This window comes from uncultured Clostridium sp., from assembly GCF_910588715.1.
Lineage (GTDB): Bacteria > Bacillota > Clostridia > Clostridiales > Clostridiaceae > Clostridium.
In genome coordinates this window covers 239,592-254,825 of record NZ_CAJURG010000001.1, presented here as the reverse complement: position 1 = coordinate 254,825, position 15,234 = coordinate 239,592, and the positions used below count along the sequence as shown (strand labels likewise).

At 23.7% G+C, this 15,234-nt stretch carries 16 protein-coding genes, 1 pseudogene and 1 riboswitch; of the genes and pseudogenes, 1 reads left to right on the top strand and 16 read right to left on the bottom strand.

Features of this window, described 5'->3' with window-relative positions; genetic code table 11:
- Positions 1 to 34: 34 nt before the first annotated feature.
- Both QZ321_RS01295 and QZ321_RS01290 read right to left on the bottom strand, forming a co-directional pair.
- Positions 35 to 352: a nucleotide pyrophosphohydrolase gene (locus QZ321_RS01295; protein ID WP_291748854.1), complete on the bottom strand. Its 318-nt coding sequence runs from the start codon at positions 350 to 352 to the stop codon at positions 35 to 37.
- Positions 353 to 577: 225 nt separating this feature from the next.
- Positions 578 to 778, bottom strand: a complete 201-nt coding sequence (locus QZ321_RS01290) for a hypothetical protein (RefSeq protein ID WP_291748857.1) — start codon at positions 776 to 778, stop codon at positions 578 to 580.
- A 228-nt stretch (positions 779 to 1,006) separates the two neighbouring features.
- On the opposite strand from QZ321_RS01290, the gene QZ321_RS01285 reads away from it, so the two are divergent.
- Positions 1,007 to 1,807: a biotin--[acetyl-CoA-carboxylase] ligase gene (locus tag QZ321_RS01285; protein WP_291748860.1), complete on the top strand. Its 801-nt coding sequence runs from the start codon at positions 1,007 to 1,009 to the stop codon at positions 1,805 to 1,807.
- 77 nt (positions 1,808 to 1,884) lie between these two features.
- Here QZ321_RS01285 and QZ321_RS01280 read toward each other — a convergent pair whose 3' ends face one another.
- The 14 genes and pseudogenes from QZ321_RS01280 to QZ321_RS01215 all read right to left on the bottom strand — a co-directional run bounded on the left by QZ321_RS01280 (position 1,885) and on the right by QZ321_RS01215 (position 15,083).
- A complete protein-coding gene (locus QZ321_RS01280; RefSeq protein ID WP_291748862.1) occupies positions 1,885 to 3,354 on the bottom strand; it encodes a TrkH family potassium uptake protein in 1,470 nt (489 codons plus the stop codon).
- 6 nt (positions 3,355 to 3,360) lie between these two features.
- On the bottom strand, positions 3,361 to 4,026 hold the full coding sequence (locus QZ321_RS01275) for an NAD-binding protein (RefSeq protein ID WP_291743505.1): 666 nt from the start codon (positions 4,024 to 4,026) through the stop codon (positions 3,361 to 3,363).
- 13 nt (positions 4,027 to 4,039) lie between these two features.
- Positions 4,040 to 4,465 carry an NAD-binding protein gene (locus QZ321_RS01270; RefSeq protein WP_291748864.1) on the bottom strand — a complete coding sequence of 142 codons (426 nt, stop codon included), beginning with the start codon at positions 4,463 to 4,465 and terminating at the stop codon, positions 4,040 to 4,042.
- Positions 4,466 to 4,508: 43 nt separating this feature from the next.
- The gene (locus QZ321_RS01265) at positions 4,509 to 4,847 is read right to left on the bottom strand and encodes a hypothetical protein (RefSeq protein WP_291748867.1); all 339 of its coding nucleotides are present in this window, start codon (positions 4,845 to 4,847) and stop codon (positions 4,509 to 4,511) included.
- A gap of 144 nt (positions 4,848 to 4,991) precedes the next feature.
- Complete coding sequence (locus tag QZ321_RS01260) at positions 4,992 to 5,684, bottom strand: response regulator transcription factor (protein WP_291748869.1); 693 nt, start codon at positions 5,682 to 5,684, stop codon at positions 4,992 to 4,994.
- Between the two features lies 1 nt (position 5,685).
- Positions 5,686 to 7,200 (bottom strand): DUF4118 domain-containing protein, encoded by a 1,515-nt coding sequence (locus QZ321_RS01255; protein WP_294196000.1) that lies wholly within the window; start codon positions 7,198 to 7,200, stop codon positions 5,686 to 5,688.
- Between the two features lie 292 nt (positions 7,201 to 7,492).
- A pseudogene (locus QZ321_RS01250) lies at positions 7,493 to 8,095 on the bottom strand (flavodoxin family protein); the annotation flags it as partial.
- A 176-nt stretch (positions 8,096 to 8,271) separates the two neighbouring features.
- Positions 8,272 to 8,826, bottom strand: a complete 555-nt coding sequence (locus tag QZ321_RS01245; protein WP_291750384.1) for an ECF transporter S component — start codon at positions 8,824 to 8,826, stop codon at positions 8,272 to 8,274.
- A 32-nt stretch (positions 8,827 to 8,858) separates the two neighbouring features.
- Entirely contained in the window at positions 8,859 to 9,833 is a 975-nt protein-coding gene (locus QZ321_RS01240; RefSeq protein WP_291750382.1) for a nucleoside hydrolase, read from the bottom strand.
- A gap of 185 nt (positions 9,834 to 10,018) precedes the next feature.
- Positions 10,019 to 10,063, bottom strand: a riboswitch (PreQ1 riboswitch).
- A 117-nt stretch (positions 10,064 to 10,180) separates the two neighbouring features.
- The gene (locus QZ321_RS01235) at positions 10,181 to 10,996 is read right to left on the bottom strand and encodes a MerR family transcriptional regulator (protein ID WP_291750380.1); all 816 of its coding nucleotides are present in this window, start codon (positions 10,994 to 10,996) and stop codon (positions 10,181 to 10,183) included.
- A 20-nt stretch (positions 10,997 to 11,016) separates the two neighbouring features.
- Positions 11,017 to 12,321, bottom strand: a complete 1,305-nt coding sequence (locus tag QZ321_RS01230) for an MATE family efflux transporter (RefSeq protein WP_291750377.1) — start codon at positions 12,319 to 12,321, stop codon at positions 11,017 to 11,019.
- Between the two features lie 132 nt (positions 12,322 to 12,453).
- Complete coding sequence (locus QZ321_RS01225; protein ID WP_294195998.1) at positions 12,454 to 13,215, bottom strand: hypothetical protein; 762 nt, start codon at positions 13,213 to 13,215, stop codon at positions 12,454 to 12,456.
- A gap of 85 nt (positions 13,216 to 13,300) precedes the next feature.
- Complete coding sequence (locus QZ321_RS01220; RefSeq protein WP_291749909.1) at positions 13,301 to 13,783, bottom strand: LURP-one-related family protein; 483 nt, start codon at positions 13,781 to 13,783, stop codon at positions 13,301 to 13,303.
- Between the two features lie 157 nt (positions 13,784 to 13,940).
- Positions 13,941 to 15,083: an AI-2E family transporter gene (locus tag QZ321_RS01215; protein ID WP_291749905.1), complete on the bottom strand. Its 1,143-nt coding sequence runs from the start codon at positions 15,081 to 15,083 to the stop codon at positions 13,941 to 13,943.
- Between the last annotated feature and the right edge of the window lie 151 nt (positions 15,084 to 15,234).

Sequence of the window (15,234 nt, the reverse complement as noted above, 5' to 3'; positions counted from 1 at the left end):
ATAAATAACTATAATATTAAATTACATATAATTATTATAATTCTGTATACTTCTTACTATTTCCTTTAGATTTTTCTATGGGATACTTCTTTTCATTTTTATTCATCTTACTATTTATAATCTCATTTATATCAACATCTAAAGCATCTGCCATATGTAAACAATAAACCATAACATCAGCTAACTCTTCCTCAACATTTTGTTTATTATAATTTTCATTATCCCATAAAAACTCTTCTAATAGTTCTGCTGCTTCTATAGAAATTGCCTTTGCTAAATTTGAGGGAGAATGAAACTTATTCCAATCCCTATCATTTCTAAACTTTCTTATTCTATTTATTGTATTTTCCATTACACAACTCCTTAAATTTTAAAATAATCTAATATTTATTATATTAAAACTAAATTTATATTATATTTATAAATTATTCTATATAATATTAGGCTTACTTATTCTTAACAAAATTATATTTATTTTATTATCATATAAACTATAAATGAATTTAAAATACTTTAATTATAAAAAATAAAACAGATTACTAATATAATCTGTTTTTTCTTGCATAAAAACACCTATTTAAATTTTATGATGTAACTTAAATTTTTTATAATATGAAAATATAAAAGCACAAATAATTCCTAAAATTCCTCCAAGTGCAAAGAAAAACAAAATATCTTTTACTAAAGTCCCAATTATTATTCCTAATAATACCCCACTTGATAAACCTTTTGTTAAATATTCATAATCCTTTTCTGATAAATTTAATTTCTTAAACACTTTTTACACCTCTTATTGTTTTAATACCTATATTTAATTTATATTTAAAAATTATATATACATAATTTTTAAAACGCCTATTAATATCAGTACACAGTTATTATATTTGCTTTTTAATATATCGTGACTCTTATTAAAATAATTTATTATTTTAATAAGGAATATTTTAATTATTTTGATTGACAAAATATTTGTATTTAAATATAATTTTTTTGGAGGTAAATTATTATGATAAAAAATCAATCATTAAAAGAAAAAATATATATAAATTTAAATAAAGAATTTTCAAATATAAATATATATACTTATAAAACAATCCCTTCTACCAATGAAATAGCAAAACAACTGGTTTTAAATGAAGCTAAACATGGTACAGTTATAATTGCCGAAGAACAAACATCAGGCAAAGGTAGAATGGGAAAAAGTTTTTACTCCCCTCCTAATACTGGTATTTATATGAGCATTATATTACGTGAAAATTTATCAGCATTAAATCCTGTTTTAATTACAACCTCATCTTGTGTAGCAATATGTGATGCAATATATAAAGTTACAGGTATAGAATGTCAAATAAAATGGATAAATGATATTTATATAAATAAGAAAAAAGTAGGCGGAATTTTAGCTGAAACATCCATAGATTTTAAAAATAAAAATATGAATTACTTAATTATAGGAATAGGAATTAATTTTAATAAACCTAAATTTAATTTTCCAACTGAACTTAAAGAAATTGCAGGAGCTATTTATCAAGATAATAATACAGAAGTAAGTAAAAATAAGCTTTGTTCAGAAATAATAAATAATATTTTAAATATTATTCCTAAAATCAACAATTATGATTTTATTTTAGAGTATAAAAAACGAAGTTTAATTTTAAATAAAGAAATATTATATATAATTAATAACATTAAATATAAAGGTAAAGCGATTGATATAAATAAAGATGGTTATTTAATAGTAAAACATAATGATGGTTCTATAAAGACTTTAAATTCAAGTGAAATAACTATCAGGATGCTTAATTAAATAAAAATCCATAAAAAATATTAATAATTATAATATAAAAAAATGGCATCATAGGATAATTCCTATGGTGCCATTTTTTAATTTCTATATTTTTTAAAACAAGTTATAATCTTTTTAAAACTTAAGTGAATACCTATAATTACAATAAAAATTTCTAATCTTCCAAGTATCATACCTATTATTTCAACAATTAAAGTAAAATCATTAGTAGTTGGTCCTGTTATACCTATAGATAATCCTACTGTTCCTAATGACGATGCAAACTCAAACATAGCATCACTTAATGAACAATCTGCCGTTAAAGTAATAAGTAAAGATCCTATTATAAAAATAAATAAATAACAAAAAATAAATCCTACTACCTCAGATTCCATTCCTTTATCAATATAAGTTTTACCTTGTGCCCTATTAAAATATGGGTTACTAATTGCTCTTGAAGGAGATATTCTCTTCTTTATATTTTCTTTTACTATACGACACATTAAATATGCTCTAGTAAGCTTCATTCCACCAGCAGTAGAACCTATTCCACCACCAATAATCATTAATAATATCATTACTCCTATACTAAAGGTTGGCCATTCTGAATAGCTCATAGTAGAAAATCCACTTGTAGATAAAGCTGATATTACATTAAATAGAGAAACTCTAAAAGATTCACCAGAACTTATATATAGTTTATAAGATAATGATGCTGCAATCATAGGTACTGTAATTATAAGAAGTAAAAATAAAAATCTCATTTCACTTACTTTAGAAAATTGTTTAAACTTTCTATTTGAAAGTAATAATAATACTGCAAAATTAGTTGTACCAATAATCATTAGAAAAATTGTAACTGCTTCAATACCAATACTATTATAAGCTCCAATACTATCAAATTTAGTAGAGAATCCTCCTGTTGATAATGCACACATTGCATGATTAACTGAATCAAAAAGTGACATTCCAAAACATTTATAAGCAATAGTTCCAATTAAGAAATATCCAAAATACATTATAAATATTGTTCTTGCAGTTTTACCTAAATTAGGAGTTAATTGGTCAGGGTGCCCCTCTGCACTATATAAACTCATAGATTGCTTACCTTGAACCAACATAACCATTAACATTACAAATCCAAGTCCTCCACAATACTGCATAAAACTTCTATAAAACAAGTATATTTTAGGTACTTCTCTTACATCCATAACAGATAATCCTGTTGTTGTCCATCCACTAACTGATTCAAATAAAGCTTGTACAAAAGTTAATTGATTTCCAAATACAAAAGGTAATGCTCCTATAAAAAAACTATATAACCAAACAAATAAAACTATAATGCTTCCACTTCTAATAGTAAAAGGTTCTTCATTATTATTTTTTATAGTTAACATAGAAACTATTATAGATAATATTATAGAAATTAATGCAGTGCCAACAAAAGCAGGAAGATATTTTATATCTTCTGGATAAATAGGTAATAAAAATATCGGTACAATAACAAGCATACTTACAATTAACATTAACTTACCTAAGCTACTAGAATTTATAAATACATTTTTCATAACTATTTACCTACCTGTTAACTCTTTAATTGCTAATGATTGATTTTTCTTAGATGATATTATTATAATAATATCTCCTGCAAGTAATTTAGTATCTCCTTTTGGAATCATACTATTCTCACCTCTTAATATACATCCAATAATTACTTCTTTAGGTAAGTCTATTTCCCATATTTTCTTATTAACACTTGGAGATGATGCTAAAATCGAAACTTCTGAAATACTAATATTTTCTTGTGTTAATGGTAATACTGTATCAATTTCATTAATAAATGCTTGTTGCTCAATAATTCCAGTAATTGTATTTATAGCACACACTACTGAATCTATACCCATTTTATAGAAAAATTCAGTTTTTTTAGGGTCATTTACTAAAGCAACAGTTTTTTTTATTCCAAACTTTTTCTTACATAATTGACAAATAACTAAATTTTGCTCATCATATTGTGTTAAAGCTATAGCTATTTGATTATCATATGCTTCTGCATCTTGCAATACATATGGCTTTGTCCCATCCCCATGAATAACTTTTAAATTATTATTTTCAGCTAGCTTCATACAATTCATATAATTTTCATTAATAATTGTTACTGAATATCCTTTACTTATAAGAGAATTTGCTAAAGCATTTGTTTTATTAAATCCGCCAACTAATAATATCTTATTTTTCATAATAATACTCCTCCTATACCATTAAAATTTTATCAACTTCACTAGAAGATAATAATGCTGGGAAAATAGTATTTATATTACTGTCCCTACATACACATTCTTTTTCGTGATCATATAATCTAATAATAACTTCTTGAACTTCGAAAATATTTTTTGCAATTTGTGAAACTAAAATATTAATATTATCATTATCAGTAACTACAATTACTACATCTGCTTTTCTTATATTTGCTTCTTCTAAAATATCCATATCCATACCATCTCCCTCCATTAACAATCCCAAAAAAGATGGTGATAATTTTCTAAAAGAATCCTTTTGTATATCAATAATAGTTACACTCATATTTTTATCTGAAAAAGTATTTGCAATACTTGCACCTAGCCTACCGCATCCTATAATTAACACATTTTTATTTAATTTAATATTTTTAATTTTCATTTTTTCTTCTCCTTAAAACATATCAAATATTATTTTTATCATATTATAATTTATATAAATTTTTATCTTTTGAAAATTTAAAATCACTTTCATCAAATGCAACTTTCCCACTTGGATAAAAACTGCCATATATATTAAGATTATGTATTGCAGGCAAATATGTTGGGTCTAAATCTGATGCTACTCTAAAATGTTTCATAGCTAACAAATGATTCCTACGTTTTTCTAATAATATTCCTAAAAGATTATGAGGTTCAGGAGAATGTGGTGATCTCACCATTTCTTCTATAATTAAGTCATAACAAACTTCATATTCTCCGCTATTAATTAATTGTCTTACTTGATTACTTAAACTTCTTTTATAAATTATTTCTTGTCTCATTATAGACACCTCCCTTAGCTACAAATATATTTTAAGTCATTAGTTGTTAAAACAGTGTGATTATTTATTTTTTAATGTGAAAATTCTGTGAGATTTTTATATGCCTTTTTAACAAAAAAAGATTGATTTATTAAAAATCAATCTTTACTCATCCACTAATCTATATCCAACACCTATTTCTGTAATTATATATCTAGGTTTTGCAGGAACATCTTCAATTTTTCTTCTAAGTCCAGCCATTAATGCCCTAAGAGCTTGTGTATCTGAACCATAATTTAATCCCCAAATTTCTTTTAAAATTATTGAGGTTGTAATAACTTTTCCCGCATTCTTTGCAAGTAAAGTTATCAAACTATATTCATTTGGAGTTAAATGTACCTTTTCATCTTTAATAGAAACAACTCTCTTTTCAAAATCTATAACTAAATCTCCTACAGAAAATGAAGTTTGTATAGTATTCATATTATGTTTATTTAAATGTCTAATTGCAACTCTAATACGAGCTAATAATTCTGATGCTGAAAAAGGTTTAGTTATATAATCATCTGCTCCTGTATCTAATGCAAGAACTTTATCTTGATCCCTAGCTGACACTACTATAATTGGTACTTCTGACCATTCCCTAATTTTTTCTATAATTTTAATACCATCAAAATCAGGTAGTCCTAAATCTAATATAATTAAATCTATTTTTTCACTGACAATTATGCTTAATGCACTTTCACCATTACATGCATTAAATAATTTATAACCTTCTTTTTCAATTATATACTTAATAAAATTTCTTATTTGACAATCATCTTCTACAACTAATATTCTTTCATTATAATTATTCATCTTATTCCTCCATTGGAAGTGTAAATTTAAAAATTGCTCCATTTGTATCTTCTCTATTTTCAGCTATAATATCTCCCCCGTGGGCACTAATAATTGCTTGACATATATTTAGTCCTAAGCCAATTCCATGTTGTCCATCAGTAATACCATTATTAGAAGTATAAAACATTTTAAATATATTTGGTAAATCTTTTTTTGAAATTCCACTTCCATTATCTATAACAGCTATTTCTATCTTTTTATAATCATTTAATAATCTTGCACTAATAGTAATTTTATTACTTGTATGTGAATGCTTCATTGCATTATCTAATAGATTTATAAGAACTTGTATAATTAATTTAGCATCTACAGGGATTAATATTATTTCATCAGGCACATTAACTAAAATTTCAAACTTTGATGCTCTTCGTGAAAAGTGATTAATAGCACTTCCGATAATTTCATCCAAAACTTCAAATTCTTTATTTAAAACTAATCTTCCTTCTTGTAACTTTGTTAGACTTAAAATATTTTCTACCAAAGAATGTAACCAATCTGCATCTTTATATATTCCTAAAACCAACTGAAAAACCTCTTGATTTGCTTCAGTCATATCCATTAAAATTTCAGTAGTACCCATTATTCCTGATAGTGGTGTTCTTAAATCATGTGAAATTGCTCTTAGCAAATTACTTCTATATCTTTCTTGAATCATTTCTTCATTAGATTTAATACGAGCCCTAGATTCTTTTAACCTCTCTACAGATAAAGCTATGCTATCTAACATTGTAAGAAGTAGCTTTGCTTGTGATTTAGATAAATTAAAAGATATTTCTTTAGGAACCCTTAAAATTCCTAAGATTGATTCTCTACCATATATAGGCCAGTCACAAAACTCTTCTCCTAAATAATAATTTTCCTTTAAGTTTTCCACATTATTTTTAATTTCAATAATATTATTAACCTTCCTATAAATTTGTTTATCATTATTAATTTTTTGTATAAATACTTTATTTGAACTTCCCTCTTCATCAAACCATAAACATCCTATTTTATAAGAAATAACTTCACAAATTGCTTCAAGAGAAATATTTGTAATATCATTTATTTCATCAGCTTCTATTAATTTATTAGTTAGTTTATATAAAGTTTTAGTTTCTACTTCCCTTCTATCTGCATCAATAGCATTTTCTTTTATTCTAGAAGTTAGTGCACTAGTAATTATCGAAGTTATTGTCATAATTATAAAAGTAATAATATAACTTGAATCATAAACATCAAATGTATAATGAGGTGCAGTAAAAAAATAATTATAAATAAATGTTGATATTATAGATGAAATTATTCCATAAATATATCCATATGTTAATCTAGAAATTAATAAAACAAATAATATATATACTATAACAATATTAGTTTCTGAAAAACCTAATACCTTAAAAAAATATCCTATTAAAGATGCAAATATTAAAAACAAAAATAATAAAAAAATTGATTTAATATTTTCATTTATATATTTTTTCTTTCTTGTCATTTATTCACCTTATTTCTATTAATAATATTTAAAAATAAATTAATTTAGATAAATTTTAATAACCAACTAATATCTCCTATTTAGATATTAATTCACAATAATATCTAAATCAATAGCAATATTTTATATAATAAATTTACTTAACCATTTTTCTATAATTAACTTATTATTTATTAATAAATAATAAAAACTTAAGTTTTTTTAAAACATAAAAACTCTGAAATATAAAATATTTCAGAGTAAAATAAAAAACATCATATTATTTAAATATATACTTTTACTTAATGTATATTTATCTTATAAAATTTGTTCTTTCAACTGGAACTAATTTTGGAAGTGGAACATTTTTAGCAGCTTCTTTACATTTAATTAAATAAGCCATATTTCTAGCTAATACCTTCATTGTTCTAACACCTTCTAAATCTTGTATAACCTCATCTGGAGTATTTCCATGTATTTGATTCCAATAAACTGATGACACTATAGGCATTTCATTTATTGTAAAATATTTATTTAATTGATCAAAAGCAGCACTAGCTCCACCCCTACGACATGACACTATACTGGCTCCAAACATATGCCTTAAAACACTTTTATCTGTTGAATAAAATAACCTATCTAAAAAAGAAGTAGCTGCACCGCTTGCTGATGCATAATGAACTGGTGAACCTACAATGAAACCATCTGAACTTTCCATTTCCTTACTTACTTCATTAACCAAATCATCATGAATACATTGTCCAAGCTTTCTACATGCATTACATCCAATGCACCCTATTACTGGCTTATTTCCAACTTCATAAAATTTAACTTCTATTCCTTCATTAATTAATTCATTTTCAATTATTTTTAGTGCTGTATATGTGCATCCTTTAGATTTTGGACTTCCATTAAGTTTACCTTCATTTTAAACTCCCTTATAACAAATTTATATAAAAATTATATATAAGCTTAATTTAATTTATACATACTAATCTTTGTAAATTCCTTTACCATAATTATATTAAAATAAAAATAATATTTCAATACATACTAAAAAGGCAGATGAAATATCACTTATCTTGTTTAATATTAGATTCCAATTGAAATTTTTATGTTTTTAGGTAATGATTTTAATATAGATAATACAATTAAAATTGTAACTGTCTTGTCCAATAAATCAAATAATATTTGAGTAGAAAATATACTTGTTATTATATTTACTCCGGCTTCTTTTAAATACATTACTATAAAAGAAGTTCCAGAAGAAGTTATTCCACCAAAAACAAAAGCGGAAATTAATGATGATAAAAGTGATCCAATTATAGTTGTTATTATTATAGCAAAAATTATAAATTTACCGTTGAATAGATTTTTTTTATAACAAATACCTGCTATTAAACCTATAACTAATTGAACAGGGAAAAAATATAATGAATATGGATCAAATGTTAATCCATTAATTAATGATGTTACAATACCTGTTAATACACCTCCAACAGGACCAAATAAAAACGCAGATAAAAATGTTCCTATAGTATCAATAAATATTGGTAATTTTAATAATATAGCAATAAATGCACCAATAATATTTATTACTACTGCAAAAGCCATAATTGTAATTTTAAAAGTATTAGTTTTTTTCATAAAGTATCCCCCTATTCATTACAATTTTAAATTTAATTAAATCCATATTTAGGATTATTAAGCACTATTTCAATATCTCTTTTATTATCTGGAAATAATCTTTCAAGAAACATTTTCATAAACTTTTTAGAATTAACCTTAGTTAAAATAAATCCATTATGAGGTTTTCTATAGAATTCTCCTACATCAACAAGAGTTTGTCCTACTGCTATTCCATCTGTAACTATATCTAAATAAGAAGTAAATCCATCACAAAGACTTCTATCTATAAAATATCCTACAGCTAAAGGATCATTTATTACACATCCTAAAGTTCTTTCTTGCTTCCAATGAAAATCAACATAAAATCTAGTAATATCAACAATAAAATTAGCTAAATCTCCACCTATTTGATTAATAAGTTCTATAATATTAGGTGTTAAGACTATTTCCCTAGTTACATCTAATCCAACCATCGAAAAAGGTACTGTGCTTTTTTCAAATACTTCCCTAACACTATGAGGATCAACCCAATAATTAAATTCAGCAACCTGTGAACAATTTCCATGAGATTTAAAAGCTCCACCCATAGAAATAATTTCATTTATCATATTAAATCCATCATTATCTTTTTCTATTGCTTTAGCTAAATTAGTTAATGGTCCTAAAGCAATTATACTTATAGATTCATTTCTAGCACTATTTAAAATAAAATCAACACCACCATAATTAATTTCTACATCAGCCTCCTTATAATCAGTTTCTCCAAGTCCATCTTCTCCATGGGTATCTTGAGCAGTAACAAGTTCTCTTTCTAATGGAATTTCTTCCCCAATATAAACTGGTATATCCTCTCTCCCCATAAGCCTTAACACCTTTAATGCATTTCTTGCTCCTTGATCAGACTTAACATTACCAGAAACAGTAGTAATTCCTATAACATCAAGTTCTGGAGAATTTAATGCTAAAATTAATGCTAATGAATCATCAATTCCAGGATCACAATCAATTATTACTTTCTTTTTCATTTATAATCTCCTTTACTAAATAAATATAAAATTTACATTAAACAAAAAATGGAACAAACATAAAGTTCATTCCACCACAAAATAAAAGGAGCTATTAATAAATAGCTTCCTCTTATATTCAAATCTAGTATTATTTTATTGAAATTTTTACAACAAAATTTTCCTAACATCTTTAATCTACGTTAGGGTTCCTAGTTTTTTATAGAGGGATGGTTACGAACCTCTCTCAGAATTATTCTGAGTATATAAATTTTACCTATTTTAGTATATACCTTTCCTTTTAATTTATCAATAATAAATTTTATTTTTATAAATTAATTCTTATTAAATATAATTCTACTCTAATTTCATTTAATCATTATTTCAAGTTGGATTATAGATTTTTCCTCTTCATTAGAGCTTATTCTAGATAATATAGAAAATTCATTAAAATTGCTTAAAGTTTCTATATTATTCTTCTTAATATAATCAAGCATCATTTTATAATATTTAAAATTATTTTTATAGCTATCATCATAATACATAGTAAGATATTTACCTTTAGATAAAACCACATCTTCAGTACTTTTCTTTATATTTTTATGATTATAAAGCATTATAGCAGTATATACTATTTTATTTTCATTTTTTAACATATCTAAAGATGATTCAAATACTAATTCAGAATTTAACATCCAATTATCCTTTTCGGAATCAAGCAAAAACTTCCGTAAATTTAACTCTATATCTTCTTGATTATTTAATATACATACATTCTTCTTAACTATTCTTTCATCATTATACTTAACAAAAATCTTATTTTCTTCAATTTGCTTAGTTTCCTTTAATCTATAATCTAAAAAATTTATATAAGATTTAACATTTTCAAGCTCTGCAATTTTAGCATTTAATATTTTTCTTTGTTTATCCATTAATACTATCATAGAATCTACTGATATTTCATCTTTTAATAGTTCTTCTATTTCCTTTAATGACAATCCCATAAGTTTACATTGCTTAAGTAAATCGATTTTTATAAATTGATTTAGCGAGTAATATCTATAATTATTTTGCTTATTTATATAAGATGGTTTAAGAAGTCCCATTTTATCATAATATCTCAATGTTTGAATTGGAACATTAGTTAGCTTAGAAATTTCCCCAATTAAAAAATAAGTTTCCATAGCAACCTCCCATTATTGTTCTAATTTCTAATTGCTTTTTTAGTATATAACTTTATGTTAATACAATAACTTAATATAATAAAAGTTAGTAATTCAGAAATAAATAAACTGATCCAGACTCCATTAATATTAAATAATTTTGATAAAATAAATAATATTATAGGAAGTAATATAATACTTCTAAAGGCACAGAATACATTTGAAATATTAGGCATGTTTAATGATTGATAATAAACTGTACTTATTAAATTAAAACCTATTATTATAAATGCAATATTAGTTAAGTTTAATCCAATATATGCAATATTAATAATTACAATATCAGAAGTAAAAATTGATATCATATTTTTACCAAATAAAAAACATACAATTATAAATATTATATTTATAACAATTGTAGTTTTTATTGTTATAAAATAATACTTTAACATTATTTCAGGTTTTTTAGTTCCATAATTATAACTTAATAAAGGCTGTACTCCAAATGCTACACCTAATAATACCATATAAATATTAGTTGTTATATAATTAATTATTGCAAAGGATGATAAATATATTTCTCCCCCATAATTAACTAATGCTAAATTCGTAAAGAATATTATTATAGAAAAACTAACCTCTGCAAAAAAGGAAGGAAAACCTATATTAATAAATTCCTTTATTACCCCCTTTTCTAATTTAATATTTCCAAACTTTAAAACGCCCTTATTACTTATAAAATGTGGTATTAATATAAGTATAGTAACCACTTGACCAAGCCCTGTTGCAATAGCTGCTCCTCTTACACCAAGTCCTAATGGAAATATAAATATATAATCTAAAATAATATTAGTTACTGCACCTAATAAAGTTGATACCATTGCAAGTTTTGGTCTACCATCATTTCTAACAAAACTATTTAAAGCAATTCCTATTAAATTTGGAATACAAAATAAACTATAATATCTTAGATAAGTCGAAGCAATAGGAATTAATGTATCTGTAGCTCCTAATATTTTTACAATTTCTTTTGAAAATATTATAGCAATTCCACTTATACCTATACTTAAAATTAATAAAAACTTAAATACTTGTCTAAATATTTTTATCGCATTAACACTATTATTACTTCCTATATTTTTAGATACAAGATCCCCACCCCCAACTGCAAACATAGTTGCAATACCAAATAACATTATAGTAAAAGGCATAACTATATTAACAGCTGCTAAGGCTGAATCTCCAACACCACGCCCAACAAAAATTCCATCAATTATTGTATATAAAGATGAAACAAACATGGCTAAAGCAGAAGGAAGTGCATACTTTAAAAATTTTCTTATCATTAATATATCCTCCATATCTATTTTTTTTTAATAATAATAAAGTATATAGTAACTATAGAGTCAATGGATATTTTATATAAATTAATTTATTAAACAAAAAATATCTCATTTTATAAAATGAGATATTTTTTGTTATTTTTTAAATAATCTTAGTACTCTTTCAACATAATCTTGACTATAACCTTTGTTTTTAAAATCTTCCAAGTAAAATGTGTCGATAACTTTTTCCTTACCTAAACTTTGTAATTTATTATCTATTTCGTATATTACATCTTCATAATTTTCATTAACTGCTTCAATAGATCCACCAATTAAACTTATTTTATTACCATCATTCATTACTAAATCATAATATACATTACTTTCTTTTCCTTTAGTAAATCCTAATTCTAACTTTTCAACATCATCATAATTATATACTTTATCAGACAATACTGTTTTATGAATTATTTCATTAGTTGTAATAGCAGTATAATTAGTATAACTAAATATAATAATTCCAACTATAAAAATAATATATAATACTTTTATTAAATTACTTTTTGCAAAATCATTTATTCTCTTATCAATTCTTATAGTCCATTTAACTAAAGAATTATAAGAATTAATATCGTCATATATTAACTTATCTTTACTCTTAGATGAGATTTTCTTAGTTAAAAAATTTCTATTAATTTTAAATATTATTATACCTATTAAAGATGCAATAAGTACCATAATAGCTGCCATACATTCAGATGATATAGTATAAAGAATAAATGATTTTTTTTGAGAAATTAAATTATGACTTTCAATAAATAATAAATTTCCTCCTAGAACTAAAGCTATAGTAGTTAAAATAATTACTAAGTATTTTAGAATCCATCCTAAAAATTCTTTAATTGATTTATTCAAAATACTCACCTACTTTATATTAAAAATACTTAAGTTTATTAATATTATTTTACTATTTTTAAAAATTATTATCTATATTATTAAATTATTTTTTATTATTACATTTATCTATTATATCATCTATTATTATAACTAAAGCTATTATAAATGGATGATTCTCATAATTTATATCAACATAATAATTATCCGTAAATGATAAAAACTCCTTATCAATAACTGCAATATTTCTTCCATTATGATTAATTATATAACTATGATGCCAAAAGTCTCCTTGAATTTCAAAATTGCCATAATTACTTTCAACAAATATATTATCTTTAAAAAATGTAAATTGTTTCTTTACTCTTCCAACTAAACTATTATTAATATCATATATTTCATAACTAGGCATAAATTTAAACATCTTTTCTCTAACTTTATATATTTCATTATTATTTTCTATTACACTAAATTGTAATCCAAAACTAAAAAACTCCTTATCTATAAAATAACAATCTTTTCCTGTATCATTTTTAACCCAAAAATCTTCTTTAATTTTAAACCACCTCGATTTAATATAATATTTCATTTAAATTCCTCCTAATACCTAATACCTCACTACTAATTCTTATTTAAACTATCATTAATAATATTATAACATATAAATACTTTAAAAATTTTAATCAAAAAACTAAATATAAATTAAAAGGAAAGCTATAAATAGCTTTCCTTTTAATTTATATACTTTATTTATTATATAATTCTAACTTTTTTAACCTTTTATCTACGATTTCTTTAAAAACTTTATATACTACAGAAAATATAGGTATTCCAAGTAATATACCTATAAATCCAAAGGCATTCCCCCCAATAATCATTGCTAACATTACCCATATTGGTGGTAGTCCTATTGATCCTCCTACAACCTTAGGGTAAATTAAATTACCTTCTACTTGCTGAAGAACAATTATAAATATTATAAACCAAATAGCCTTCATTGGATCAATTATTAAAATTATAAAAGCAGAAGGAATAGTTCCTATAAATGCACCAAAAATAGGTATTAAAGCTGTTACTGCTATTAAAACACTTATAAGAAGTGAATAAGGCATTCTAAGTATAATCATCCCTATAAAACATAAAACACCTATAATAATAGCTTCTATAAATTGACCTCCAATATAACTAGAAAAAACTTCATTCGATATTTTTCCTAAACGTATTACTCTATCAGCAAAACTTTTTCTAATAAATGAATATAAAACTTTTTTCATTCCAAGCTGTAAATCTTCTTTATTTAACAACATATATATTGAAAAAATTATAGAAAGAATAAAATTAAATAACCCACTAGTAAAACCTACTGTAATATTTACTACACTGGTTAAAGATGATGCTAAAACTTGACCAGTAAACTGAATAACTTCTTTCCATGCAGATAAAAAATTATTCCAAACAGTATTTAATATTTCAGTATGAGTAACATACTTGCTTATAAATATTTCAAATGATTTCATATATGACGGAACCGCATTAGTTAATTTGGATATACTATCAATAAGTTGTGGAATTATAAAACTTATTAATGATAATATTATTAAAAATACAGTAATGAAAGTAAAAAAAACTGATAATGGTCTCTTAAATTTTAAATACTTTTTATATTTTTTATCACTTAAAAAGTTAAATATCTTTTCTTCGAAAATTTTCATAACTAAATTTAAAACAAATGCTATTGCTATTCCTACTATAAATGGTGAAATAATTCCTATTATACTCTTAACACCTGATATAAGATTACTAAAGTTAAATATCGCATAAACCAAAACTACTACATATGTAACTATACCCCAATACTCTTTAAATTTATCTCCTAAAATATTTTTCAAGTTTTTATTCTCCTCCAATTAATAATTCTAATTAATGGATATTATACACTATTTTTTATGTTAATTAAATAATCTATTTAAAATTTAATTTTTAAGTTATACTTAAGATTTTATTTTGTTTAATAATTATCATTTACGAGTATATTATATA

Bases quoted from the DNA above. Each gene is read 5' to 3' on its own strand.
- QZ321_RS01295 (WP_291748854.1), bottom strand. From the start codon at position 352: ATGGAAAATACAATAAATAGAATAAGAAAGTTTAGAAATGATAGGGAT.
- QZ321_RS01285 (WP_291748860.1), top strand. From the start codon at position 1,007: ATGATAAAAAATCAATCATTAAAAGAAAAAATATATATAAATTTAAAT.
- QZ321_RS01280 (WP_291748862.1), bottom strand. From the start codon at position 3,354: ATGAAAAATGTATTTATAAATTCTAGTAGCTTAGGTAAGTTAATGTTA.
- QZ321_RS01275 (WP_291743505.1), bottom strand. From the start codon at position 4,026: ATGAAAAATAAGATATTATTAGTTGGCGGATTTAATAAAACAAATGCT.
- QZ321_RS01270 (WP_291748864.1), bottom strand. From the start codon at position 4,465: ATGAAAATTAAAAATATTAAATTAAATAAAAATGTGTTAATTATAGGA.
- QZ321_RS01265 (WP_291748867.1), bottom strand. From the start codon at position 4,847: ATGAGACAAGAAATAATTTATAAAAGAAGTTTAAGTAATCAAGTAAGA.
- QZ321_RS01260 (WP_291748869.1), bottom strand. From the start codon at position 5,684: ATGAATAATTATAATGAAAGAATATTAGTTGTAGAAGATGATTGTCAA.
- QZ321_RS01255 (WP_294196000.1), bottom strand. From the start codon at position 7,200: ATGACAAGAAAGAAAAAATATATAAATGAAAATATTAAATCAATTTTT.
- QZ321_RS01245 (WP_291750384.1), bottom strand. From the start codon at position 8,826: ATGAAAAAAACTAATACTTTTAAAATTACAATTATGGCTTTTGCAGTA.
- QZ321_RS01240 (WP_291750382.1), bottom strand. From the start codon at position 9,833: ATGAAAAAGAAAGTAATAATTGATTGTGATCCTGGAATTGATGATTCA.
- QZ321_RS01235 (WP_291750380.1), bottom strand. From the start codon at position 10,996: ATGGAAACTTATTTTTTAATTGGGGAAATTTCTAAGCTAACTAATGTT.
- QZ321_RS01230 (WP_291750377.1), bottom strand. From the start codon at position 12,321: ATGATAAGAAAATTTTTAAAGTATGCACTTCCTTCTGCTTTAGCCATG.
- QZ321_RS01220 (WP_291749909.1), bottom strand. From the start codon at position 13,783: ATGAAATATTATATTAAATCGAGGTGGTTTAAAATTAAAGAAGATTTT.